This window comes from Afifella sp. IM 167 (assembly GCF_020144925.1).
In the GTDB taxonomy this organism is placed as follows: domain Bacteria; phylum Pseudomonadota; class Alphaproteobacteria; order Rhizobiales; family Afifellaceae; genus Afifella.
This window is the reverse complement of the sequence record NZ_NSLC01000005.1, coordinates 296002-317935: the sequence shown is the minus strand read 5'-3', so window position 1 is coordinate 317935 and position 21934 is coordinate 296002. Positions and strand designations below refer to the sequence as shown.

Sequence of the window (21934 nt, the reverse complement as noted above, 5' to 3'; positions counted from 1 at the left end):
CACACCTCATTCAGCAGCCACGGCCACTTTGACTGGTCTGGCAATAGTAGTCGAACCTGAAATAGTGCGCCCACGCCTGCTGGCCTCGCCATGAGAAATGGCTCTCACGGAGCAGTTATCCCGTTGCAGGATCAGGAATCCGCGACCAACAACGGTGCGAACATTTCATGACTAGTCTGGAGAAAATGGCGCACCGGAGAGGATTCGAACCCCTGACCCCCAGATTCGTAGTCTGGTGCTCTATCCAGCTGAGCTACCGGTGCCTGCCGAAAGCGCGGCCGGCGCCAAGGGCGCGCCGCGGAGCGACACACCTAATTGCTCGGCCGGCTGAATGCAAGCGCCTGAAAACCCCTCGCCGCGGCTTTTCGGCAGGGCGCGAACTTGGCTCGGCGGCAGGGTGTACGGTCGGCCGACGGCGCAACAGGTGCGCCTGCCCGCCCGGCGGGCGTCGCCTCAGGCCTTCCTGCGATCGCGTACCGCGGCAAGGCTGACGGGCCTGTCGGGAAGAACGATCTCGAAGACAGCGCCCGCGCCCGGGCGCTCGATCAGCCTCAATTCGCCGCCATGGGCGATGACGATCTCGCGGGCGATCGCAAGGCCAAGGCCGACGCCGCCCGGACGGGCCGAGCCCTTGAACGGTTCATAGAGCGCATCCTTCGCCTTCTTCGGCAGGCCGGGGCCGGTATCGCAGACCCTCAGATGCGCCACCGTGCCCTGGCGCTCGCCCTCCACCCAGAGGCGGCGGATGACCGCACCGCTCTCGTCGGAGGTCAGCGCCTGCTGGGCGTTGCGCGCCAGGTTGAGCATCACCCGGAAGAGCTGGTCCGGATCCGCGTCGATTTCCAGATCGGTGGGCACGCGGTTGTCGAAGGAAACGGAATCCTGGGCGCCGACGCCGAGGATTTCCGCCACGTCCTCCACCAGCCGCCGCGCCGAGACGAGGCGGCGCACCGGATCGGCCTCGCGCGCGCCGCCATAGGAGAGCACGGAGCGTGTATAGCCGATCGCCCGGTCGATGGTGCCGACGAGCTTGGGAGCGATGCGGCGCACCAGCGGATCGTCCGCCGTCGCCAGATGGTCGGAAAAGAGCTGGGCGGAAGCGAGGATGTTCCTGAGGTCGTGGTTGATCTTGGAGACGGCGAGGCCGAGATCGGCGAGATGGCGGCGCTGCGCCAGCATGTCGCGCAGCGCCGACTGCATCGCCGCCAGCCGCTCCTCGGCCCGGCCGATCTCGTCGCGCCGGCCGGAGGGCGAAAGAACGCGGCTCGCATCCTCCGGATTGTCGGAAAAATCCTGCATGCGCGCGGCGAGCCGCTGGATGGGGCGCACGATCATCAGGCGCAGCGCCAGATAGACGAGCGTCGCGGTGATGGCCGAAATGGCGAGCGAAAGAAGCAGGATGTTGCGCGAGTAGCGCAGCATGGCCTGGCGCAGCTCGTTTTCCCGCAGGACGATCTCGAACACGGTCATGCCGCGCGGCGGCGTGCCGGAGACGCGGATCAGCCTGTCGCCGCCCCCGGAAAGGAGGGTGGCGAAGGCGGCGCGGATCGATTCCAGCGGACGCACCTGGGTGAGGTCGTGATGGGCGGCGACCTCGGCCGGCATGTCGCCGGCGGCAATCAGGATGTGCTGGCCGTCCTTCAGCATGGCGATCGCCTCCATGCCGATCGCCTCCAGCAGCCGGTCCTGCACCTCCTCCGGCAAGGCCGGTCCGTCCGGGTTGGAGGCTGCCAGCGCGGCGATGGAAGCCGCCTCCAGCTTCTCGTTCAGCCACATGTTGCGGAAATTGGCGACGGAGGGGACATAGATGAGGATCTCGGCCACCATCACGAAGGCGATGGTCAGGACGAGCAGCTTGGCGGACAGGCCGCTGGCGAACCACCTGCCGGGATGCGGCCGCCAACGGGCCAATGTCGCTCTGAGGTTCACGTTTTTTCCGGCCGATCCGCCGCCTTCCGGCTGGCACACATTGCGCCCCGCGCAGGGCGGGGCGTCAAGGGGAGGCGCGCGCCTTAGTTACGGAGCGCGGGCGGGGCGCGTTTCAGCCGAAGCGACGCAGGAGCCGGGCGGCGCGCTTGGCCGCCTCGGGCACGGGCACGTAGAAGCTGGTCGCGGCCCGCTTTCCCGCTTCCGACAAGGTCGGATAGGGCAGGACCGTCGCCATCATGTCCTGCACCTTGAGGCCCTTGGAGACGGCAAGCGCCCAGGGCGCGATGAGTTCGCCGGCGCCGCGGCCGACGATGTCGGCGCCGAGAATCTTTCCATTTTTGGCGGCGAGGACGCGCACGAAGCCCTCGGTGGAGCGCTCCGTCTCCGCGCGGTCGTTCTCCGAGAACGGCCAGCGCAGGATCTTCAGCCCCTTCGCCCGCGCCTGCGCCTCCGCCAGCGTCAGGCCGACATGGGCGAGCTCGGGATCGGTGTAGGTGACCCAGGGGATCAGCTCCCGCTTCACCTTGCCGCCGAAGCGGAAGAGGATGGAGCGCAGCGCCTGACCCGCTTCGTAGCTTGCCCAATGGGTGAACTGGAAGCCGCCGGAAATGTCGCCGATGGCATAGATGCGACGATTGGCAGTGCGCAGCCGCTCGTTCGTGACGATGCCCTTCGGGCCGGTCTCGACCCCCGCCTCCTCAAGGCCCAGGCCCTCGACATTGGGCCTGCGACCGACGGCGAGAAGAAGCTGCGTGCCGTCGACCATGTCGTCCCCCCCCTCCGCTGCGGCGAGATGCACGCGCACGCCGTAGCGGCCGCGCCGGGCGACGCGCTCCACCTTGACGCCCTCGCGGATGACGACGCCCTCGGCAACGAGGCGGCGGCGGACGACCGCCGCGAGCTCGGGATCGTCGTGGGAGAGAACGCGGTTCGCCTCCAGGATGGTGACGTCCGAACCGAGGCGGCGGAAGGCCTGCGCCATCTCCATGCCGATCGGCCCGCCGCCGATGACGATGAGGTGGCTGGGCAGCTTTTCGAGGTCGAAGAGGCTCTCGTTGGTGAGATAGGGGACCTGGGGAAGGCCCTCGATCTCGGGCACGGCGGGCGAAGAACCGGCGGCGATGACGAAGCGGCGGGCGCGGATCTGCCTGCCGCCCGCCTCGAGCGTGCGCCTGTCGACGAACCGCCCCTCGGCCCGCACGACTTCGGTGCCGAGGCCGGTGAAGCGTTCGGCGGAATCATTCGGCGCAATGGCCGCGATCACGCTGTCGACATGGGAACGCACGGCAACGTAGTCGATCTGCGGCGTGCCGGCATGAACGCCGAAACGGGACGCCTCGCGGATATGGGCGACATGGCGGGCAGCGGCGATCAGCGCCTTGGACGGCACGCAGCCGGTGTTGAGGCAGTCGCCGCCCATGGCGCCCTTCTCCACCAGCACGACCGGCACGTCGAAGGCGGCGGCGGCCGCGGCGAGCGTCAGGCCGGCCGAGCCGGCCCCGATGACGCAGATATCGGTTTCGATGATGTCGCTCAATTCCTCTTCGCTCCCGCCCTGAAGAGGCTCAGGACCTCGGCGCCTGTTCTGTTCTTCTCGCGGCACGTCGCCAGCGCTTCAACACGATGGGAAGGAGGGCGGCAAGGCCCAGAAGCGCAAATCCGAGGAGGAGCTGGCCGGAAATGAGGGGGCCCTCCTCGTCGAGAGCCGTGCCGAGACCGTCGCCGAAATAGGAATAGGCGAAGGTGCCCGGCAGGATGCCGAGGAAGGTGGCGAGCGCATAGGGCGCCAGGCGCATGCCGAAGAGCGCCGGGGCGAGATTGATGACCCAGAAGGGAAAGATCGGCGCCAGACGCAGGAACAACAGGTAGCTGAAGGCATCCTCCTGGAAGCCCTCGCGCAGCCGCTTCAGGCGCCGCCCGGCCTTCTTCTGCAGAACCTCGCCGAAGGAGGTGCGGGCGATCATGAAGATGATGCAGGCGCCGATGGTGGCGCCGACGGCGGAAAGAGCGCCGCCCAGCATCCAGCCGAACATGAGGCCGCCCGCGATGGTGACGATGCTGGCGCCCGGGAAGGAGACGGCGACGAGGGCAATATAGGCGAGAACGTAGAGGCCGGCCGCCAGAACCAGGCGCTGCATCACCAGATCCTGCAGGGCTTCCTTCTGCTCGGCGATGGCGTCGAGGGACAGATAGCGGTGGCCGCCGAAGGCATAGAAGGCGGCAAGGAGGACGAGGACGAGGACGACCGGCATCCAGCGCAGCCAGCCGCCGTGGCTCCCGCCGGGCGCGGAGCATTCATGCGTCATGTCTTCTTCCGCCTGCACGCTTTTCGCCCTTCTGCCAAGCCCCCGGACAGGGAGGATTTCCCCGACTGTCCTCAGGCGCAAGGCCACTTGACGCGCTTTCGCCCGCCTGCACAGCCAAAGGTAAGGGACAAAAGGCGCCGATGCGCGTTTCTCACCCCGAATTGATGGCGGCCCGTGCGGCCCCTCACATCGACGTGACGCCGGGGCTGACGGCGGGCGTGACGGCGAAGGGGGCGTGTCCGCCGTGCGTTGACTTCCCGCGGGCATTGACCCTATATCGCGCTCGCGAAAAAGCGCCGTAGGCCGATCAAGGTGGATCGGAGACGGGCCAAATTCCGAACATCGAAGCAGCTTTCAGGGTCCTCGCAGATACCGGCTGACTTCCGTTCACCAGCTTGAGGGCTGCCGCAGCCGGCAGGACGAGACATGAAACGGACCTTTCAACCGAGCCGCCTGGTGCGCAAGCGCCGTCACGGCTTTCGGGCTCGCATGGCCACCAAGAACGGCCGCCAGGTGATCGCCCGCAGGCGGGCCAAGGGGCGCAAGCGCCTTTCCGCCTGACAGACCGGCGCCCCGAAAGCGCCCCGGTGATGCAGCGTCTCAAGAAGCGACGTGATTTCCTCGCCGTGCGCGGCGGGAGACGCTACGCACGCCAGAGCTTCGTGCTGGAAAGCACGGAGCATGAGGGCGCAGAGGCCTCGCGGGTCGGCTTCACCGTCTCCAAGCGCACCGCGCGCTCGGCCGTGGTGCGCAACCGCATCCGCCGGCGCCTCAAGGAAGCCTTCCGACAGGCCGAACACGCCGCGGCAGGTGCGCCAACAGACCATGTGGTGGTGGCGCGCCCCGACGCGCTAAGAGCCGACTTTCAGGGCCTTGTCAGCGATCTTGCCCGGGGGCTGGGCAGAGGCGAGGCCGATTCCGACGACAGAGGAACCGGCCGCAAGCGCCGGTCGCGCAAGACGCCGACAAACCGGCCGAAGCGCCGAAGGACTGGTCGCTGATGGACAATAACCGCAACGTCTTCATCGCCATCGCGCTGTCGCTGGCCATTCTGCTGGGCTGGCAGTACTTCATCGCCGGGCCGCGCATCGAGGCGCAGCGCCAGCAGCAAGAGGCCGCGCAGCAGGCAGAGGCGCCCGCCGGCGCCCCCGGAGCGCCGACGAGCGGCGAGCCCGCTTCGCCCTCCGGCCCCACGCCGCAGATCCCCTCGGCCGACGGCTCGGGCACCACGGCCCCGGCTTCCGGCGCGCCCGCGGCTTCGGCAAGCGAAGCGCAGCCGGCCGAGGAAGCACCCCGCCTCACCATCGAGACGCCGGCGCTCACCGGCTCGATCAACCTGCGCGGCGGGCGGATCGACGAGCTGAAGCTGAAGCGCTACCACGAGACCACCGACCCGAAGAGCCCGATGATCGAGCTCTTCTCGCCGGCCGGTTCGCCGAATGCCTATTATGCGGAATTCGGCTGGGTCTCCCCGCAGGGCGGGCCGGACGTGCCGGACGCCAACACCATCTGGCAGAGCGACAGCACCGAGCTGACGCCGGAGAGCCCCGTGACGCTCTTCTGGCAGAACGGCTCCGGCCTCATCTTCCAGCGCAAGATCTCGGTCGACGAGAACTACATGTTCACCGTCAGCCAGAGCGTCGGCAATTCGACCGGCGAGGCGGTGTCGCTCTATCCCTACGGGCTCATTTCCCGGCACGGCAGGCCGGCAGGGCAAGCCTATTACATCCTCCATGAGGGGCCGATCGGCGTCTTCGGCGACGACGGGCTCAGGGAGGTCGACTATTCCGACCTCGAGGAGGAGCAGGTGACGCCGCCGAAGGTCTCCAGCGGCTGGCTCGGCATCACCGACAAATACTGGGCCTCGGCGCTGATCCCGGCCGGGGGAACGCCCTTCCAGGGCCGCTTCCTGCGGAGCGAGGCGGGCCCGGTCGAAACCTACCAGGCCGATTTCCTCGGCGACGCGGTCTCCGCGCCGGCCGGCGGCACGGCGACCAGCGAGACGCGCCTCTTCGCCGGCGCCAAGGTCGTGCAGCTCCTCAACCAGTATGAGGAGAATCCCGGCGTCGACCGCCTCAACCTGCTGATCGACTGGGGCTGGTTCTACTTCCTGACGAAGCCGATGTTCCAGGTCATCGACTTCCTCTTCCGCTTCCTCGGCAATTTCGGCCTCGCGATCCTCGCGGTCACCGTCATCGTCAAAGCCATCTTCTTCCCGCTGGCGAACAAGTCGTACACGTCGATGTCGAAGATGAAGAAGCTGCAACCGCAGATCAAAAAGCTGCAGGAGCGGCACAAGGACGACAAGGCCGGCATGCAGCGCGAGATGATGGAGCTCTACAAGCGCGAGAAGATCAATCCGCTCGCCGGCTGCTGGCCCGTCCTCATCCAGATTCCGGTCTTCTTCTCGCTCTACAAGGTTCTGTTCGTCACCATCGAGATGCGGCACGCGCCCTTCTTCGGCTGGATCCAGGACCTTTCGGCGCCCGATCCGACGAACGTCTTCACGCTCTTCGGGCTGTTGCCCTTCGACGCGCCGTCCTTCCTGCATCTCGGCCTTTGGCCGCTGATCATGGGCGTGACGATGTTCGTGCAGATGCGCATGAACCCGCAGCCGCCGGACAAGACGCAGCAGATGATCTTCTCCTGGATGCCGGTGATCTTCACCTTCATGCTCGCCTCGTTCCCGGCCGGCCTCGTCATCTACTGGGCCTGGAACAACACCCTCTCGGCGCTGCAGCAGGGCGTGATCATGCGCAAGAACGGCGTCAAGATCGAGCTGTGGGACAATCTCAGGGGCATGTTCGGCGGCAAGAAGAGCGAAGCCGAATAGCTCTTCGGCCGACCGCCATCGGCGGGGCGAACGCCGCCCCGCCCCACTCGCACTTTGCTCGCACAGGCCCGCGCGCAGTCTGCTTGCACCGGCCACGCCTTTCGGGAGAAGCTTCGCCCGGGAGGAAACGAGAATGGGCGCAGCCCCCGGCCGGCCGCAGCAGAGCGGCCAGCATCCGCCTTGTCGTCGCAGCCCCGGCGCGGGATTTCTCGCCGCGCTTGTGATGTGCGCACAGCCCGCCTTCGCCGGCGCTGACGAACCGGCGCCCTGGAGCGAGCGCGTCGTCACCCGCCATCTCGACTACGAGGCGCTCGCCGGCCCGCTGGACAAGGACCGGCTCGAGGCGCTGATTTCGGATGGCGAGCGGCTGTTTACCGGAAAATTCACCCGCGCCGACGGGGCCGGGCGACCGATGGCGACGCAGGCCATCATCCCGACACGGCGAAAGCGGGCGGTGGAGACCGCCTTTTCCCGCACGGGGCTCGACGCCAATTCCTGCTCTTCGTGCCACCACGAGCCGGTCGCCGGCGGGTCCGGCCCGTTCACGGCCAACGCCTTCGTGTCGGAAGGCTTCGACACGCCCGATTTCGACAGCCTCGACCCGCAATTCTCCAACGAGCGGGGCACGACGCATCTCTTCGGCGCCGGGCTGATCGAGCTCCTGGCCCGCGAGATGACGGGCGAACTCAAGGCCCAGCGCAGCGAGGGCCTGAGGAAGGCGCGCGCCAGCGGCGCGCCCGCTACCGTGGCGCTTTCCGCCAAGGGCGTCGGCTTCGGCAAGCTGACGGCGGCGGCGGACGGAACGGTGGATCTTTCCGGCCTTGAAGGCATCGACACCGATCTCGTCGTGCGTCCCTTCAGCCAGAAGGGGGTGATGACCTCGCTGCGGCAGTTTTCCATCAACGCCGCCAACCAGCACCACGGCATGCAGGCCGAGGAGCGCTTCGGGGCGCGCTGGACGGGCAGCGGCGACTTCGACGAGGACGGCGTTTCGGACGAGCTCTCGCCCGGCGATATCTCCGCCCTCGTCGCCTTCCAGGCGAGCCTTTCGCCGCCGGGCCGCAAGGCCGACCTGCCGCCGCGATGGGCCGAGGCGGCCGGGCGGGGCGAAAGCCTGTTCGCGCAGATGGGCTGTGCAGCCTGCCACCGGCCCTTCCTGCCGCTGAAGAGCCTCGCCTTCACCGATCCCGGTCCGGACGACGCCGCCGGCACGCTGCGGCTAGGCGACGTCGCCCGGCCGATCCTCCTCGACCTTGGAGTGACACAATGGGCCCGGAGCCTGCCGCGCAACGCGGCCGGCGAGGTGCTGGTGCCGCTCTTCGGCGACCTGAAGCGCCATATCATCGCGGATGTGGGGATCGACCGGCTCGGCAACGAGCTTCTCGCCCAGCGTTTCGTGGAGCGCGACGCCTTCATGACGGCCGAGCTCTGGGGCGTCGGCTCGACGGCGCCCTACGGCCATCGCGGCGACATCCTCTCGCTCGCCGAGGTGATCGAGGCGCATGGCGGCGAAGCGACGGATGCGCGCAAAGCCTGGCTCGCCGCCGGCGAAGAGGCGCGCGAGGACGTGATCGCGTTCCTGCGAAGCCTGGTGCTGCAATGAAGGAACGGGCGGGCGAGACGGGGATGCGCGTGGGGGGATCTTCCCCCACCCGCCGCTCCTTACGCCGCGCGGAGCGTCGACCTTCCCACAAGGGGGAGGCGGAGGCGCGCGCCGCGCGAGCCGACCAGCCATGGGATGCCTGGTGCCGGATGCAGGCGCTTGTCGGCCTCCTCGCCGCCGTTCTCACCGCCCCGCCTGCCCTCTCCGAGGATGCCCCCGCGCCGAAGCCGCCCGGCGACATCCCGGTCCTTGCCGAAGAGGCGGCGGCGGCCGGGATCGCGCATGTCTATGGCGGACCGTGGGAGTATTTCGTCGGCGGGGGCGTCGCGGCCTTCGACTGCAACGACGACAGGCGGCCCGACCTCTTCCTTGCCGGCGGCAAGAACGAAGCGGCGCTCTACGTCAACCGGAGCGAGGTCGGCGGGGCCCTTCGCTTCGCCAAAGGCGAGACCGGGCTTTCGGGGCGCGACCTCACCCGGGTCACCGGCGCCTACCCGCTCGACATCGACAATGACGGGATCATGGACCTTGCGGTGCTTCGCGTCGGGGAAAACCTTCTCCTGAAGGGCAAGGGCGCGTGCCGCTTCGAGGTGGCGAACCGCGCCTTCGGCTTCGACGGCGGGCGCGGCTGGACGACGGCCTTCGCCGCCGAATGGGAGCCGGGCGAAGCCTTTCCGACACTCGCCTTCGGCCAGTATGTCGACCGCTCGGCGCCCGGTTCGCCCTGGGGCACCTGCCACGACAATTTCCTGTTCCGGCCGCAGAAAACGGACAGGGCCGGCGCCGCCGCGCCGGACTATTCGGACCCGGACACGCTTTCTCCCGGCTATTGCGCCCTGTCGATGCTCTTTACCGACTGGAACCGCTCGGGCGAGGCTTCGCTCAGGATCACCAACGACCGGCAGTACTATCGCGGCGGCGAGGAGCAGCTGTGGAAGGTGCCGCCGAAGCGCCCGCCGAAGCTCTATACGGCGTCCGACGGCTGGCGGCGGCTGATGATCTGGGGAATGGGCATCGCCGAGGCCGATCTCGACGCCGACGGCTACCCGGAATACGCGCTGACCTCCATGGGCGACAACAAGCTGGAAAAGCTGGACCCGGAGGCCGAGGAGGACCGGCCGGTCTACGAGAACATCGCTTACGATCTCGGCGCGATGGCGCACCGGCCCTATACGGGCGGCGACCTGAAGCCCTCCACCGCCTGGCATGCGGGCTTCGCCGATTTCAACAATGACGGGCTTTCCGACCTCTTCATCGCCAAGGGCAATGTGGAGGCGATGCCGGATTTCGCCGCCTTCGACCCGGACAACCTTCTCCTCGGCCTGTGGCAGGGCGGCTTTGCGGAGGCGGGCAAGGAGGCGGGCATCGCGCTCGACCGGCGCGGGCGCGGCGCGGCGATCGCCGACCTCAATCTCGACGGGATGCTCGACCTCGTGGTGGTCAACCGCGAGGCGCCGGTCAGCCTGTTTCGCAATTGCGGGGTCAAGACCGGCCTCGGCGCCGCCCCGCTCGGCAATTTCGTCGAGATCGCGGTCTCGCAGGAAGGCGCCAACCGCAACGCCGTCGGCGCCCGGCTCTCGGTGAAGACGGGCACGCATGTGATGGCGCGCCGGATCCAGACCGGCGGCGGCCATGCCTCCGGCAGCGCCGGTTTCGTGCATGTCGGGCTCGGCACGGCCGAGCGCGCGGAAATCCGCATCGAATGGCCGGACGGGGAATGGAGCCACCCCTACCGGGTGTTCGCCAACCAGTTCGTGGTGATCCGACGCGGCGAGGCGGCGGCGAGCTACTGGTATCCGCCCCAGTAGAGCCCTAAGAGGGGCGCATGTCCGACGCCCTCTTCTCCAATTCCTGGCGCTTCGTCCTTTCGGCGCCCAACCTTGCCGCCCTGCCGCCGGAGGGACCGGTGGAGATCGCCTTCGCCGGCCGCTCCAATGTCGGCAAGTCGAGCCTCATCAACGCGCTGACGGCGCAGAAGGACCTTGCGCGCACCTCCAAGACGCCCGGACGCACGCAGGCGCTCAACTTCTTCGTGCCCGACCTTGCCGGCGAGGCGGAGGAGGCGCCGCCCATGGCGCTCGTCGATATGCCCGGCTACGGCTTCGCCAAGGCGCCGAAGGACAAGGTGGCCGACTGGACGAAGCTCATCCACGACTATCTGCGCGGGCGGGCAACGCTCCGGCGCGTCTTCCTCCTCGTCGATGCGCGCCACGGGCTGAAGGCCGCCGACCTGACGGTGATGAAGGAGCTCGACAAGGCCGCCGTGACCTACCAGATCGTGCTGACCAAGGCCGACAAGCTGAAGCCCGGCGAGCTTGACCGGCTGATCGCGGCGACCGGCGAGGCGATCGCCAAGCGCCCGGCCGCCTTTCCGGAAATCCTCGCCACGTCGAGCGTCAAGGGCGGCGGGCTTTCGGAGCTGCGCAAGGCGGCCGAGAGCCTCCTCGATTGGCAAGGGGGCGAAGGATTGCTAGACAGCGAGCCCTTCGACTGAACCCACCGGCACGCGCGCGAGACGACCTGCCCGAAAGCGGAGAAAGGCGCCGCGCGCAACGTCACCTCGGGAGAGACAGGATGAGCGGGACGAGCCCCAGCGAGGCCCACAACCAGGCACGGCTCCTTTCGGAGGCCCTGCCCTACATGCAGCGCTACGAGGGCCGCACGATCGTCGTCAAATACGGCGGCCATGCGATGGGGGACCTGGCGCTCGCCAAGGCGTTCGCCCGCGACATCGCGCTGCTCAAGCAATCCGGCGTCAACCCGATCGTGGTGCATGGCGGCGGGCCGCAGATCGGCGGCATGCTGGAGAAGATGGGCATCGTCTCGGAGTTCAAGGGGGGGCTGCGCGTCACCGACCGCAAGACGGTGGAGGTGGTCGAGATGGTTCTCGCCGGCTCCATCAACAAGGAGATCGTGGCGCTGATCAACGCCGAGGGCGAATGGGCGATCGGGCTGTGCGGCAAGGACGGCAACATGGTCTTCGCCGAGAAGCTGAAGCGCACCATGGTCGATCCGGATTCCAACATCGAGAAGGTGATCGATCTCGGCTTCGTCGGCGAGCCGGTGGAGGTCGACCGCACGCTCCTCGACCTTCTGGCGCGCTCGGAGATGATCCCGGTGATCGCGCCGGTGGCGCCGGGGCGGGACGGGGAGACCTACAACATCAACGCCGACACCTTCGCGGGGGCCATCGCGGGGGCGCTGGAGGCGACGCGCCTGCTCTTTCTGACCGACGTTCCGGGCGTGCTCGACAAGGCGGGCAAGCTGATCGACGAGCTCACCGTCGCCGAGGCGAAGGCGCTGATCGCCGACGGCACCATCCATGGCGGCATGATCCCGAAGGTGGAGACCTGCATCGCGGCGGTGGAGCGGGGCGTGGAAGGCGTCGTCATCGTCGACGGCAAGGCGGCCCATTCGGTGCTTCTGGAGCTCTTCACCGCCCATGGCGCGGGCACGCTGATCCGGCCGTAGATCGCCCCGGGCGCGCGCCGTCAGAGGCCGCCGGCTCGACGAAGGCGATCTGCATGGCGCTGCGCAGGCGGAAGCCGAGCCGCTCGTAGAGGCGGATCGCCTTCCCGTTCGAGGCGTAGGCGTGCAGGAAAACCCCCTCGCCGCGGGCGGAGATCTCGCCCGCCACATAGGTCATGAGCAGCCGGCCGAGGCCGTTGCCCTGCTCATCGGGATGGGTGCACAGGCCGCTCAGCTCCGTCAGGCCCGGCACCTTCAGCCGCTCGCCGGCCATGGCGATCAACCGGCCGTTTTTCTTGACGCCCCAGAAGCTGCCGAGGCTCTGCGCCCTGAGGGAGAACGGCCCCGGCCTCGTCAGCTCGGCGAGCGCCAGCATTTCGGCGGCGTCCCCAGGTCCGAGCGGGGCGATGCGGGGATCCTCGATGCGGGGAAAGGGCCTTTCGGCGACCATCTGCACGCCATCGGCCGCCTTTTCCAGCCTGAAGCCTTCCGGCAGGGCGGGAGCGCCCGCCTGAAGGAAGAGCATGGGCTCGCCCGGCCTTGCGAGCGCGGCCAGCGCGGCAAGGCTTTCGGGGCCATCGTCGCGCGTCGCAACGAAGGCGCTGACATCGGCGGGATAGCGGCGGGCATTCTCGCCACCCTCGGCAAGGTGCGAATGGCGGCCCGTCAGCGCCGTCCAGATCGGCCGGTCGAGACGCTCCTTCATGCCGCGCCCGCCATCTTCCCGCGCCCGTCCGCGCGCCGGGCGAGGGGCGCCTCGGCAAGGCCCTCCTCGATCGCCGCGAGCTGGCCGAGAAGCGGCCCGTCGAGGTCCGCGCAAAGGCTCGCCACCGCCGCTTCGACCCTCGGCCAGATGTCGCGCTTGCCGACTTCCACCAACCGCCGCCCCTCGCCGGAAAGCCGCACGATCCGGCGCCGCTGGTCCTCCTCGGAGGCCTCGCTCTCCACGAGCCCCTGGCGCAGCAGGACATGGACGCTGCGCGTCGCGCCCGGCTGGCTGACGCCGACGGCTTCGGCGAGCTCTCCGATGGTGAGCGGACCCAGGCGATCGAGGCTTGCCAGGTAGGGATAGCGGCCGGCGCTGATGCCGAGGCCGCTTTCGGAAATGATCTGGTCCGTATCGGCCTGCAGGCGCTCGCCGATGCGTTTCAGGCGCGTGCCGAGCGCGAGCAGGCCCAGCGCACCGACGACATCCTCGGTCATGGACTGGCTCCGATTTTCCATGTGGATTTATATAACTGGCTATGCATTTGGAGACAAGAACGATCACAGCGCGGGCCGGCCCGCACAAGGAAGCGCTCGGGAACCTTTCCTTCCACCCGCCGTCATAGGAAACTGAAGCATTGCCGCTACCGGATCGCACGATGCGCGCCACCGCCCTTCTTAGCCCCCTGCCCTCTCTTTTTCTCGCCGCCGCGCTCGCCCTTTCCTCGGCCGCCGCGCCGCCCGCGCTCGCCGCCGGCTTCGACGGCAACTGGCAGGTGACGGTGAAATCGGAATACGGCGATTGCGACCACCGCTTCACCATCCCGGTCGAGGTGAGAAGCGGGGCGGTGCGCTATACGGGCCGCTACGCCTCGACGGCCAAGGGGCGGGTCCGAGACGACGGCCATGTGCGCCTCACCTTCCGCCACGAGGCGCAGGTGGTGGAGGCTTCCGGCACGCTGCGGCCCTCCTTCGGCAATGGCGGCTGGAAGTCGGCGACGCTGAAATGCTCCGGCACATGGATCGCCCGCCGCGCCCGGTAGGCGGCGGGAAAGCTTGCGCCGGGCTCACCGTCCGGCCGACCCTCCCCGTGCACTTGCCGCGCAAATCGCCTACATGAAGACCATGAACGCTCTCGCCGCAGAAGATGTCGCCCCGCACCGACCCGAAGACCTTGCCGCCTTCGGCGGCGTCGAGGCCTGGGTCTTCGACCTCGACAACACGCTCTATCCGCGCGATTCCAACCTCTTCGTGCAGATTGACGATCGCATCCGCGCCTATGTGCAGAAGCTTCTCGACGTCGACGCCGACGAGGCCTTCCGCATCCAGAAGGGCTTTTACGAGGAGCATGGCACCTCGCTGAGGGGCCTGATGCTGGAGCACGACGTCGATCCGGATTCCTTTCTCGCCTATGTGCACGACATCGACCGCTCGGCGCTGAAACCCGCGCCCCAGCTCGCCGACGCCATACGCCGCCTGCCGGGCCGGAAATTCATCTTCACCAACGGCTCGCGCGCCCATGCGGAGAAGACCGCCGAGCAGCTCGGCTTCACCGATCATTTCGAGGACATCTTCGACATCGTCGCGGCACAGCTGATGCCGAAACCGCGGCCGGAAACCTACGACCGCTTCATGAAGCGGTTCCATGTGGAACCGGAAAAGGCGGCGATGTTCGAGGACCTTTCGCGCAACCTTCTCGTGCCGAAGGAGATCGGCATGCGCACGACGCTGGTCGTGCCGACGGGCACGCGCGAAGTCTTCCACGAGGAATGGGAGATGGAAGGCCATCAGGGCGCGCCGCATGTCGACTTCGTCACCGACGACCTTGCGACCTTCGTGGAAGATATCGCCGCAGCAATCGGCGTCTGAGACGAGCCGCGCCCGGGGCGATCGGCGCCCCTCGTCAAATCGCGACAGACCATCCCTTGCGGGCGCGGCTTCAAGGCGTCATATAGGCTTCGGGAGGCTGGCGGCGGACGTGTCCTTCGCCAATCGGGTCAGGTCCGGAAGGAAGCAGCCCTAACGAATTCGGTGCGGGTCGCCCGCCAGTCTCCTTCTCCAGACATCTCTTTTTCTCCAGACGTTCCTCCTCTCCGCGCGTGATGGGCGAACACATCTTGGCTGGCAGGACGCCGCCTTCTTCACGCAGGCCGGCCGACAGCCTATGAAGGTCGAATGAGCGCAGCGCCCGGCTACCAGGTCCTCGCCCGAAAATACCGTCCCTCCGGCTTCGACGATCTGATCGGGCAGGAAGCGATGGTGCGCACCCTGAAGAACGCCTTCAGGGCCGGGCGCATCCCGCATGCCTGGATGCTGACCGGCGTCAGGGGCATCGGCAAGACGACGACGGCGCGGATCCTGGCGCGCGGCCTCAACTACGCCACCGAGAGCGGCGATGGCGGGCCGACGGTGGAATTCACCGAGGAAGGCATTCACTGCCGCGCCATCATGGAGGGCCGCCATCCCGACGTGATGGAGATGGACGCCGCCTCCCATACCGGCATCGACGACATCCGCGACATCATCGATTCGGCGCGCTATTCGCCGACCTCGGCGCGCTACAAGGTCTACATCATCGACGAAGTGCACATGCTGTCGAAGGCGGCCTTCAACGGCCTGTTGAAGACGCTGGAGGAGCCACCTCCGCATGTGAAGTTCATCTTCGCCACCACCGAGATCCGCAAGGTGCCGGTGACGGTCCTCTCGCGCTGCCAGCGCTTCGACCTGAAGCGCATCGAGGCGGCGGAGCTGATTTCCCATCTTCACGGCATCGCGGAGAAGGAAGGCTTCGAGGTCGAGGCCGAGGCGCTGCGGATGGTGGCGCGCGCGGCGGAAGGCTCGGTGCGCGACGCGCTTTCGATCCTCGACCAGGCCGTGGCGCACGGCGCCGGCAAGGTGGAGGCGACGACCATCCACGACATGCTCGGCCTCGCCGACCGGGCGCGCATCGTCGACCTCTTCGAAAAGGTGATGGCGGGCGACACCGCCGGGGCGCTGGGCGAACTCGCCGTGCAGCACGAGGCCGGCGCCGACCCGATCACCGTGCTGACCGACCTTGCCGAATTCACCCATTACGTGACGCTCGCCAAGCTCGCGCCGGAAGCCGGCGCCGGCGCCGCCGTCTCGGAAACGGAGCGCGTGCGCGCCGAGGCGCTTTCGGGCACCCTCTCCATCTCCGTCCTTTCGCGCGCCTGGCAGATCCTTCTCAAGGGCATCCAGGAGGCGCAGCTCGCCGGCCATCCCGAGCAGGCCGCCGACATGGTGATCGTTCGCCTTTGCCACGCGGCGCAGCTGCCGACGCCGGAAGAGGCGCTGAGGGCGCTCTCGGACGAGCAGGACCGGCAGGGCGCGCCTTCGCCGGATGCGGGCGGCGGCCATTCCGCGCCCGCGCCGCGCGCCGAGATGCGCCGCGGCGGCGGTCCGCAGGCCGAGCGTGCGGCCGAACCGGCGGCCTATGCCGCGCCCGCCGCAAGAGCGCGCGCCAGCGCCGAGGCCGCGCCGCGGCTTGAAAGCTTCGCCGACATCGTCGCGGAGGCGCGCGCCCGGCGCGACATCGTCCTCGTCTCGGCGCTGGAGCGGCATGTGCGGCCGGTGAAGATCGAGGAAGGCCGGCTTGAAGTCGCGCTCGACGAGGAGGCCGCGCCCGACCTTGCGCAGCGCCTTTCGGCGGCGCTTTCCAAATGGACCGGGCAGCGCTGGGTCGTCATCCTTTCCAGCGCGCCGGCGGGCCAGAAGACGGTGCGCGAAGAAAAGCAGGCGCATCAGGCGAAGCTCCTTGCCGAAGCGCAGGCCGACCCGATGGTGCGCGAAGTGCTGGAGCGCTTTCCCGGCGCCGAGATCGTCGCCGTGCGCGAGGCCGCGCCGGACGATGAAGAAGCCGGGGACGAAGAGGCCGGGACGAATACGGACAATTTCGACAGTTCAGACGAGGACGAATGATGCGCGACCTGATGGGCATGATGAAGCAGGCCAAGCAGCTTCAGGAGAAGATGCAGACGATGCAGGAGGAAATCGCCGCGACGGAGGTCGAAGGCTCCTCTGGAGGCGGGCTCGTCTCCTGCGTGGTCGACGGCAAGGGCGGGCTGAAGCGGGTGAAGGTCGATCCTTCGCTGATGAAGGAAGACGAGGTGGAGATTCTGGAGGACCTGATCGTCGCCGCCGTGGGCGATGCGCGCGGCAAGGCCGACCAGATGATGCAGGAGAAGATGTCGGAGATGACCGCCGGCCTGCCCCTGCCCCCCGGCATGAAGCTGCCCTTCTAAGGAACCTCCCTCCCTTATGGCCGCATCCCCCATCGGGCCCGAGATCGAAAGGCTGATCACGGCGCTTTCGCGCCTTCCCGGCCTCGGACCGCGCTCGGCGCGGCGGGCCGCGCTGGCGCTCATCAAGAAGAAGGAGAGCCTGCTCCTGCCGCTGGCGGCGGCCGCCAAGGAGGCCGGCGAGGCGGCGCGCATCTGCTCCGTCTGCGGCAATATCGACAGCCGCGACCCCTGCTCCATCTGCGCCGACCCGGCGCGCGATGCTTCCACCCTCGTCGTGGTGGAAGACGTCGGCGACCTGTGGGCGCTGGAGCGGGCGGCGGCGACCAAGGCGCGCTATCACGTGCTCGGCGGCGTACTCGCCCCGCTCGACGGGATCGGGCCGGAGGACCTCAACATTTCAGGACTGATCGCCCGCGCCGGCGAGCCGGAGGTCGGCGAGGTGATCCTTGCCGTCAACGCCACGGTGGAGGGCCAGACGACGGCGCATTTTCTGACAGACGAACTGGCCGCGACCGGGGTGAAGGTGACGCGGCTCGCCCATGGCGTGCCGGTGGGCGGCGAACTCGACTATCTCGACGACGGCACGCTGGCGGCGGCGATGCGGCAGCGGACGGCTTTTTAGGAGTCCGGGCGAGCGAGCGACCGGGGGGCGAATGGCGCGCAAGCGATCTCTTCTAGCGAGGATGAAGGCCAATCCCCGGGCCGACTGGACCATCGCGGACCTCCAGACCCTGTGCGATGAGACAGGTCTCACCATCACCTCCCCGGGCAGCGGAAGCCACTACAAGATCCACAGCCCTCACCTCTCCGGAATCCTGACCGTGCCCGCCCGCCGGCCGATCAAGCCGGTTTACGTGCGGATGCTGGTGGCGCTATGTGAATCGCATCTCGGAGAACGAGGAGCGCAGGAGTAGGCGATGCGTGAATATCCGATCGTCATCATCCCGCTTTCCGAAGGAGAAGGCGGCGGCTATCTGGGCCGGGTGCCCGACCTGCCGGGCTGTCTTTCGGACGGCGCGAGCCCCGAGGAAGCCCTCCTGAACGCCCGCCAGGCCATCCGCGACTGGATCGGGGAGAACGAGCGGCTTGGCCGGGCTACTCCGCCGCCAGGCTCAGCCATGCGGCGTGCCAGCCTGGAGAAGGCCCGCCTTGCCGAGATGCTGCAGGACGCCGCAAAGAGCGGCGCGTACACGCAGGAGCTCTGGGAGAGCCTGATCGAGGAAGCCCGCAAGAGCGCCGCCGGCGAAGAGGGCTGGGCACGCTATGCGGGTGAACCGGCCTAGAGCCGAACGCAGCGGAAGGAATCAGCTCTCCCCGCCGGCCACAAGGCGCGGCTTGTCGCCTTCTTCGGCTTCCTCGCCGAAACCGAGACCCTCGATACGCTGGCCGCGCTTCTGCAGCTTGTCGGTGGAGATGAGGATCTGGTCGATATCCTTGTTGGCCTGGCCGAAATGGGTGGCGAGCTTCCTGACGCGGTCGTCGAGCCGGCCGAGATCGTCCATCAGGCGCATCACCTCGTCCTGGATGATATGGGCCTGCTCGCGCAGCCGCGCGTCGCGCAGAAGCGCCTGCACCACCTGGATCGACAGCATCAGGAGCGAGGGCGAGACGATGACCACCTTGGCCCGGTAGGCGCGCTGGACGACGGCCTCGAAATTCTCGTGGATCTCGGCGAAGACGGCCTCCGACGGCACGAACATGAAGGCGGTGTCCTGCGTCTCGCCGGGGACGAGGTAGCGCTCCTTGATGTCGGAGATGTGCTTCAAGAGGTCGGTGCGGAAGCGCGCCGTCGCGGATTTGGCGGCCTCCGGCGTCTCGGCGTCCTTCAGGGCGTGAAAGCCCTCCAGCGGGAACTTGGCGTCGATGACCAGCGGCGGGGCCTCGTTGGGCATGTAGACGACGCAGTCGGGCCGCACCCCCGAGGCGAGGGTCGCCTGGAAGGCATAGGCGCCCTTCGGCAGGCCGTCGGTGACGATCGCTTCCATGCGCGACTGGCCGAAGGCGCCGCGGCTCTGCTTGTTGCCGAGGATGTTGGACAGCGTCGTCACCTGGCCGGCGAGATCGGTGATGTTCTTCTGCGCCGTATCGAGCACGGCGAGCCGCTCGTGCAGGCGGCGCAGATTCTCGGTGGTGTTCTTCGAGGCCTCGCCGACCGACTGGTTGAGGCGGTGGCCGATGCCGTCGAGCCGCTCCGACAGGTGCTTGTTGAGCTCCGACTGGCGCGAGCCGAAGATCTCCGACATCGAATGCATGCGGCCGGACATTTCCGACTGAGTCTTCAAAAGGGCGGCGATCTCGGAGCGCATCTCGGCCGAGCGCTCGGCCGCCTCGCGTGCCATGCGCCGGCTGCGCGCGCCTGAGACGAGAAGCGCCGTGAAGACGGTGAGGAGGAAGATCGCGATGGCGCCGGCGCCGAGAAGGAGGAGCGGATCGGCGGCGGCCACGCCGTCGATGAAGGCCTTGAGAGCGGCTGAGGATGAGTCCATTTCATGAACATAGCTGATTCGGGCCGCGCCCTGCCGCAGGCGCGCCGCATTGACCGGACCTTTTCTAGACCCTAAGTCGCGAGCGCCATGGCCCTACTCGATATCGTCACCATCCCGGACCCGATCCTGCGGAAAATCTCCGAGCCCGTCGAGGGCATGAACGAGGAGGTGAAGAAGCTCCTCGATGACATGCTGGAGACGATGTACGAGGCGCCGGGCATCGGCCTTGCCGCCATCCAGGTCGGCGTGCCGCTGCGGGCGATCACCATCGACGTGTCGCGCGACGAGGACGGGCGCCAGCCGCTCTTCCTCGTTAATCCGCAGATCGTCTGGCGCTCCGACGAGCCGAACATCCACGAGGAGGGCTGCCTTTCCATCCCGGAATATTTCGCCGAGGTGGAGCGGCCGAAGCGGGTGAAGGTCGCCTTCCGCGACCATGAGGGCAAGGAACAGGAACTGGAGGCCGACGGGCTTCTGGCCACCTGCATCCAGCACGAGATCGACCATCTCAACGGCGTCCTGTTCATCGACCATATCTCCAAGCTGAAGCGCGACATGGTGATCCGCCGCTTCACCAAGGCCGCCCGCGAGAAGGAGCGCAGCCGCTCCTCCGCGCTCTAGACGCCGGGAGGGCGCGAGATGCTGAGGGTCGTCTTCATGGGCACGCCGGAATTTTCCGTGCCGACGCTGCTGGAGATCGCCGGCCAGGGCCACGAGGTGGCGGCCGTCTATACGCAGCCGCCGCGCCCGGCCGGCCGCGGCATGGCAGAGAAGAAGAGCCCCGTGCATCTGCAGGCCGAGCGCTTCGGCATCGGCGTGCGCACGCCGAAGAGCCTGAAGGCCGAGGCGGCGCAGGCCGAATTCGCCGCGCTCAAGGCCGATGTCGCGGTGGTCGTCGCCTACGGGCTCATCCTGCCGAAGCCGGTTCTCGACGCGCCCGAACTCGGCTGCCTCAACCTGCATGCCTCGCTGCTGCCGCGCTGGCGCGGGGCGGCGCCGATCCAGCGCGCCGTGATGGCGGGAGACGCGGAGACCGGCATCATGGTGATGCGCATGGAGGAAGGGCTCGACACCGGCCCCGTCTGCCTTGCCGAGAGGACGCCGATCGGCCCGGACGAGACGGCGGGCCAGGTGCACGACCGGCTCTCGCGCCTCGGCGGCGACCTGATGGTGCGCGCCCTCGGCGCGCTGGAGCGCGGGGCGCTCACCTGCACGCAGCAGGCCGAGGAAGGCGTCACCTACGCCGCCAAGATCGACAAGGCTGAGGCGCGCATCGATTTTTCGAAGTCCGCCCGCGCCGTGCACGACCATGTGCGCGGGCTCTCGCCCTTTCCCGGCGCTTTCTTCGAGATGGAGGTGGGGGAAAAGCGCGAGCGGGTGAAGGTGCTGAAGGCAGCGCCGGTGCCAGGGAACGGCGCGCCCGGCACGCTGCTCGACGGGGCGACGATCGCCTGCGGCGAGGGCGCGCTGAGGCTTGTCGAGGTACAGCGCGCCGGCAAGAAGCCGATGGCGGCGGAAGAATTCCTGCGCGGCCTGCCGGGCGGCTTCCGCCTCGCGCGCGCCTAGCCGCGGCCGAACCCGAAGAGCCCATGCCGCGCTACCGCATCACCATCGAATATGACGGCAGCCCCTTCGTCGGCTGGCAGCGGCAGAAGAACGGGCCTTCGGTGCAGGCGGCGATCGAGACGGCGATCTTCGCCCTGGCGCAGGAGGAGGTGCGCATCCGCGGCGCCGGGCGCACCGATACCGGCGTGCACGCGCTCGGCCAGGTGGCGCATTTCGACATCGAGAAGGACTTGGCGGACGACACGGTGCGCGACGCGCTCAACGCGCATCTCAGGCCCGCGCCCATCGCGGTGGTGGCGGCGGCGCGCGCCACGGCCGATTTCGACGCGCGCTTTTCGGCGGTGAAGCGGCACTATCTCTACCGGATCGTCAACCGGCGCGCGCCCCTGGCGCTGGATGCCAGACGGGCCTGGCAGGTGCCGGTGCCGCTCGACGCCGACGCCATGCATCGGGCAGCGCAGTGCCTCACCGGAAGGCACGACTTCACCACCTTCCGCGCCGCCGAATGCCAGGCGAAGAGCCCGGAAAAGACGCTCGACCGGCTCGATGTGCGCCGCGCCGGCGAGGAGATCGAGATCCATGCCTCGGCCCGCTCCTTCCTGCACAGCCAGGTGCGCTCCATGGTGGGCTCGCTGAAGCTGGTCGGGGAAGGCAGGTGGCGCGAGAAGGATCTCGCCGGCGCCCTTGCAGCCGCCGAGCGGAGGCGGTGCGGACCGCTCGCCCCGCCGGACGGGCTCTATCTCGCCCGGGTCGATTACGGCGGCGACTAGATCGAG

General features: G+C 68.3%; 23 protein-coding genes, 1 tRNA gene and 1 other RNA gene. 18 read left to right on the top strand and 7 right to left on the bottom strand.

Annotated elements, in window-relative coordinates; translation table 11 throughout:
* Nucleotides 1-186: 186 nt before the first annotated feature.
* The 4 genes from CLD20_RS11230 to CLD20_RS11215 all read right to left on the bottom strand — a co-directional run bounded on the left by CLD20_RS11230 (nucleotide 187) and on the right by CLD20_RS11215 (nucleotide 4235).
* A tRNA-Arg gene (locus tag CLD20_RS11230) sits at nucleotides 187-263 on the bottom strand.
* A 190-nt stretch (nucleotides 264-453) separates the two neighbouring features.
* On the bottom strand, nucleotides 454-1929 hold the full coding sequence (locus tag CLD20_RS20390; RefSeq protein ID WP_224406707.1) for a HAMP domain-containing sensor histidine kinase: 1476 nt from the start codon (nucleotides 1927-1929) through the stop codon (nucleotides 454-456).
* A 112-nt stretch (nucleotides 1930-2041) separates the two neighbouring features.
* Nucleotides 2042-3466: an NAD(P)/FAD-dependent oxidoreductase gene (locus CLD20_RS11220; RefSeq protein WP_224406706.1), complete on the bottom strand. Its 1425-nt coding sequence runs from the start codon at nucleotides 3464-3466 to the stop codon at nucleotides 2042-2044.
* 28 nt (nucleotides 3467-3494) lie between these two features.
* On the bottom strand, nucleotides 3495-4235 hold the full coding sequence (locus CLD20_RS11215; RefSeq protein WP_224406705.1) for a TVP38/TMEM64 family protein: 741 nt from the start codon (nucleotides 4233-4235) through the stop codon (nucleotides 3495-3497).
* A 426-nt stretch (nucleotides 4236-4661) separates the two neighbouring features.
* Between CLD20_RS11215 and rpmH the strand changes: the two genes are divergently transcribed.
* From rpmH to argB, 7 genes are all read left to right on the top strand, one after another.
* Nucleotides 4662-4796, top strand: coding sequence for a 50S ribosomal protein L34 (gene rpmH, locus CLD20_RS11210; protein ID WP_224406704.1), 135 nt, complete (start codon nucleotides 4662-4664; stop codon nucleotides 4794-4796).
* A 29-nt stretch (nucleotides 4797-4825) separates the two neighbouring features.
* On the top strand, nucleotides 4826-5236 hold the full coding sequence (rnpA, locus tag CLD20_RS11205) for a ribonuclease P protein component (protein ID WP_224406703.1): 411 nt from the start codon (nucleotides 4826-4828) through the stop codon (nucleotides 5234-5236).
* A complete protein-coding gene (gene yidC / locus CLD20_RS11200) occupies nucleotides 5236-7068 on the top strand; it encodes a membrane protein insertase YidC (protein WP_224406702.1) in 1833 nt (610 codons plus the stop codon). The genes rnpA and yidC overlap by 1 nt, the downstream gene beginning before the upstream one ends.
* A 133-nt stretch (nucleotides 7069-7201) precedes the next feature.
* Nucleotides 7202-8671, top strand: a complete 1470-nt coding sequence (locus CLD20_RS11195; RefSeq protein WP_224406701.1) for a di-heme oxidoredictase family protein — start codon at nucleotides 7202-7204, stop codon at nucleotides 8669-8671.
* A gap of 149 nt (nucleotides 8672-8820) precedes the next feature.
* Nucleotides 8821-10479, top strand: a complete 1659-nt coding sequence (locus tag CLD20_RS11190) for a CRTAC1 family protein (protein WP_224406700.1) — start codon at nucleotides 8821-8823, stop codon at nucleotides 10477-10479.
* 17 nt (nucleotides 10480-10496) lie between these two features.
* Entirely contained in the window at nucleotides 10497-11165 is a 669-nt protein-coding gene (yihA, locus tag CLD20_RS11185) for a ribosome biogenesis GTP-binding protein YihA/YsxC (protein ID WP_224406699.1), read from the top strand.
* 80 nt (nucleotides 11166-11245) lie between these two features.
* Nucleotides 11246-12142, top strand: coding sequence for an acetylglutamate kinase (gene argB / locus CLD20_RS11180; RefSeq protein ID WP_224406698.1), 897 nt, complete (start codon nucleotides 11246-11248; stop codon nucleotides 12140-12142).
* Here argB and CLD20_RS11175 read toward each other — a convergent pair.
* Both CLD20_RS11175 and CLD20_RS11170 read right to left on the bottom strand, forming a co-directional pair.
* Nucleotides 12105-12845: a GNAT family N-acetyltransferase gene (locus CLD20_RS11175; protein WP_224406697.1), complete on the bottom strand. Its 741-nt coding sequence runs from the start codon at nucleotides 12843-12845 to the stop codon at nucleotides 12105-12107. The two genes, argB and CLD20_RS11175, sit on opposite strands and share 38 nt — an antisense overlap.
* Complete coding sequence (locus CLD20_RS11170; RefSeq protein WP_224406696.1) at nucleotides 12842-13342, bottom strand: MarR family winged helix-turn-helix transcriptional regulator; 501 nt, start codon at nucleotides 13340-13342, stop codon at nucleotides 12842-12844. Before CLD20_RS11170 ends, CLD20_RS11175 begins: the two co-directional genes overlap by 4 nt.
* Nucleotides 13343-13503: 161 nt before the next feature.
* Between CLD20_RS11170 and CLD20_RS11165 the strand changes: the two genes are divergently transcribed.
* The 8 genes from CLD20_RS11165 to CLD20_RS11130 all read left to right on the top strand — a co-directional run bounded on the left by CLD20_RS11165 (nucleotide 13504) and on the right by CLD20_RS11130 (nucleotide 18389).
* Nucleotides 13504-13887, top strand: a complete 384-nt coding sequence (locus CLD20_RS11165) for a hypothetical protein (protein WP_224406695.1) — start codon at nucleotides 13504-13506, stop codon at nucleotides 13885-13887.
* Between the two features lie 82 nt (nucleotides 13888-13969).
* Nucleotides 13970-14713 (top strand): pyrimidine 5'-nucleotidase, encoded by a 744-nt coding sequence (locus tag CLD20_RS11160; protein ID WP_224406818.1) that lies wholly within the window; start codon nucleotides 13970-13972, stop codon nucleotides 14711-14713.
* Between the two features lie 94 nt (nucleotides 14714-14807).
* Nucleotides 14808-14899, top strand: an RNA gene (gene ffs, locus CLD20_RS11155) — signal recognition particle sRNA small type.
* Between the two features lie 120 nt (nucleotides 14900-15019).
* The gene (locus CLD20_RS11150) at nucleotides 15020-16783 is read left to right on the top strand and encodes a DNA polymerase III subunit gamma/tau (protein WP_224406694.1); all 1764 of its coding nucleotides are present in this window, start codon (nucleotides 15020-15022) and stop codon (nucleotides 16781-16783) included.
* The gene (locus tag CLD20_RS11145) at nucleotides 16783-17106 is read left to right on the top strand and encodes a YbaB/EbfC family nucleoid-associated protein (protein ID WP_224406817.1); all 324 of its coding nucleotides are present in this window, start codon (nucleotides 16783-16785) and stop codon (nucleotides 17104-17106) included. The genes CLD20_RS11150 and CLD20_RS11145 overlap by 1 nt, the downstream gene beginning before the upstream one ends.
* Nucleotides 17107-17122: 16 nt before the next feature.
* A complete protein-coding gene (gene recR, locus CLD20_RS11140) occupies nucleotides 17123-17728 on the top strand; it encodes a recombination mediator RecR (RefSeq protein ID WP_224406693.1) in 606 nt (201 codons plus the stop codon).
* A gap of 31 nt (nucleotides 17729-17759) precedes the next feature.
* A complete protein-coding gene (locus CLD20_RS11135) occupies nucleotides 17760-18020 on the top strand; it encodes a type II toxin-antitoxin system HicA family toxin (RefSeq protein WP_224406692.1) in 261 nt (86 codons plus the stop codon).
* Between the two features lie 3 nt (nucleotides 18021-18023).
* Nucleotides 18024-18389: a type II toxin-antitoxin system HicB family antitoxin gene (locus CLD20_RS11130; protein ID WP_224406691.1), complete on the top strand. Its 366-nt coding sequence runs from the start codon at nucleotides 18024-18026 to the stop codon at nucleotides 18387-18389.
* 21 nt (nucleotides 18390-18410) lie between these two features.
* Here CLD20_RS11130 and CLD20_RS11125 read toward each other — a convergent pair whose 3' ends face one another.
* The gene (locus CLD20_RS11125) at nucleotides 18411-19592 is read right to left on the bottom strand and encodes a DNA recombination protein RmuC (protein WP_224406690.1); all 1182 of its coding nucleotides are present in this window, start codon (nucleotides 19590-19592) and stop codon (nucleotides 18411-18413) included.
* Nucleotides 19593-19679: 87 nt separating this feature from the next.
* Here CLD20_RS11125 and def point away from each other — a divergent pair, with 87 nt between their 5' ends.
* From def to truA, 3 genes are read left to right on the top strand one after another with little or no spacing between them, the layout of a single operon-like run.
* Complete coding sequence (gene def, locus CLD20_RS11120) at nucleotides 19680-20213, top strand: peptide deformylase (RefSeq protein WP_224406689.1); 534 nt, start codon at nucleotides 19680-19682, stop codon at nucleotides 20211-20213.
* Between the two features lie 21 nt (nucleotides 20214-20234).
* The gene (fmt, locus tag CLD20_RS11115; RefSeq protein ID WP_224406816.1) at nucleotides 20235-21158 is read left to right on the top strand and encodes a methionyl-tRNA formyltransferase; all 924 of its coding nucleotides are present in this window, start codon (nucleotides 20235-20237) and stop codon (nucleotides 21156-21158) included.
* 23 nt (nucleotides 21159-21181) lie between these two features.
* Entirely contained in the window at nucleotides 21182-21928 is a 747-nt protein-coding gene (gene truA, locus CLD20_RS11110) for a tRNA pseudouridine(38-40) synthase TruA (RefSeq protein ID WP_224406688.1), read from the top strand.
* Nucleotides 21929-21934: the final 6 nt, after the last annotated feature.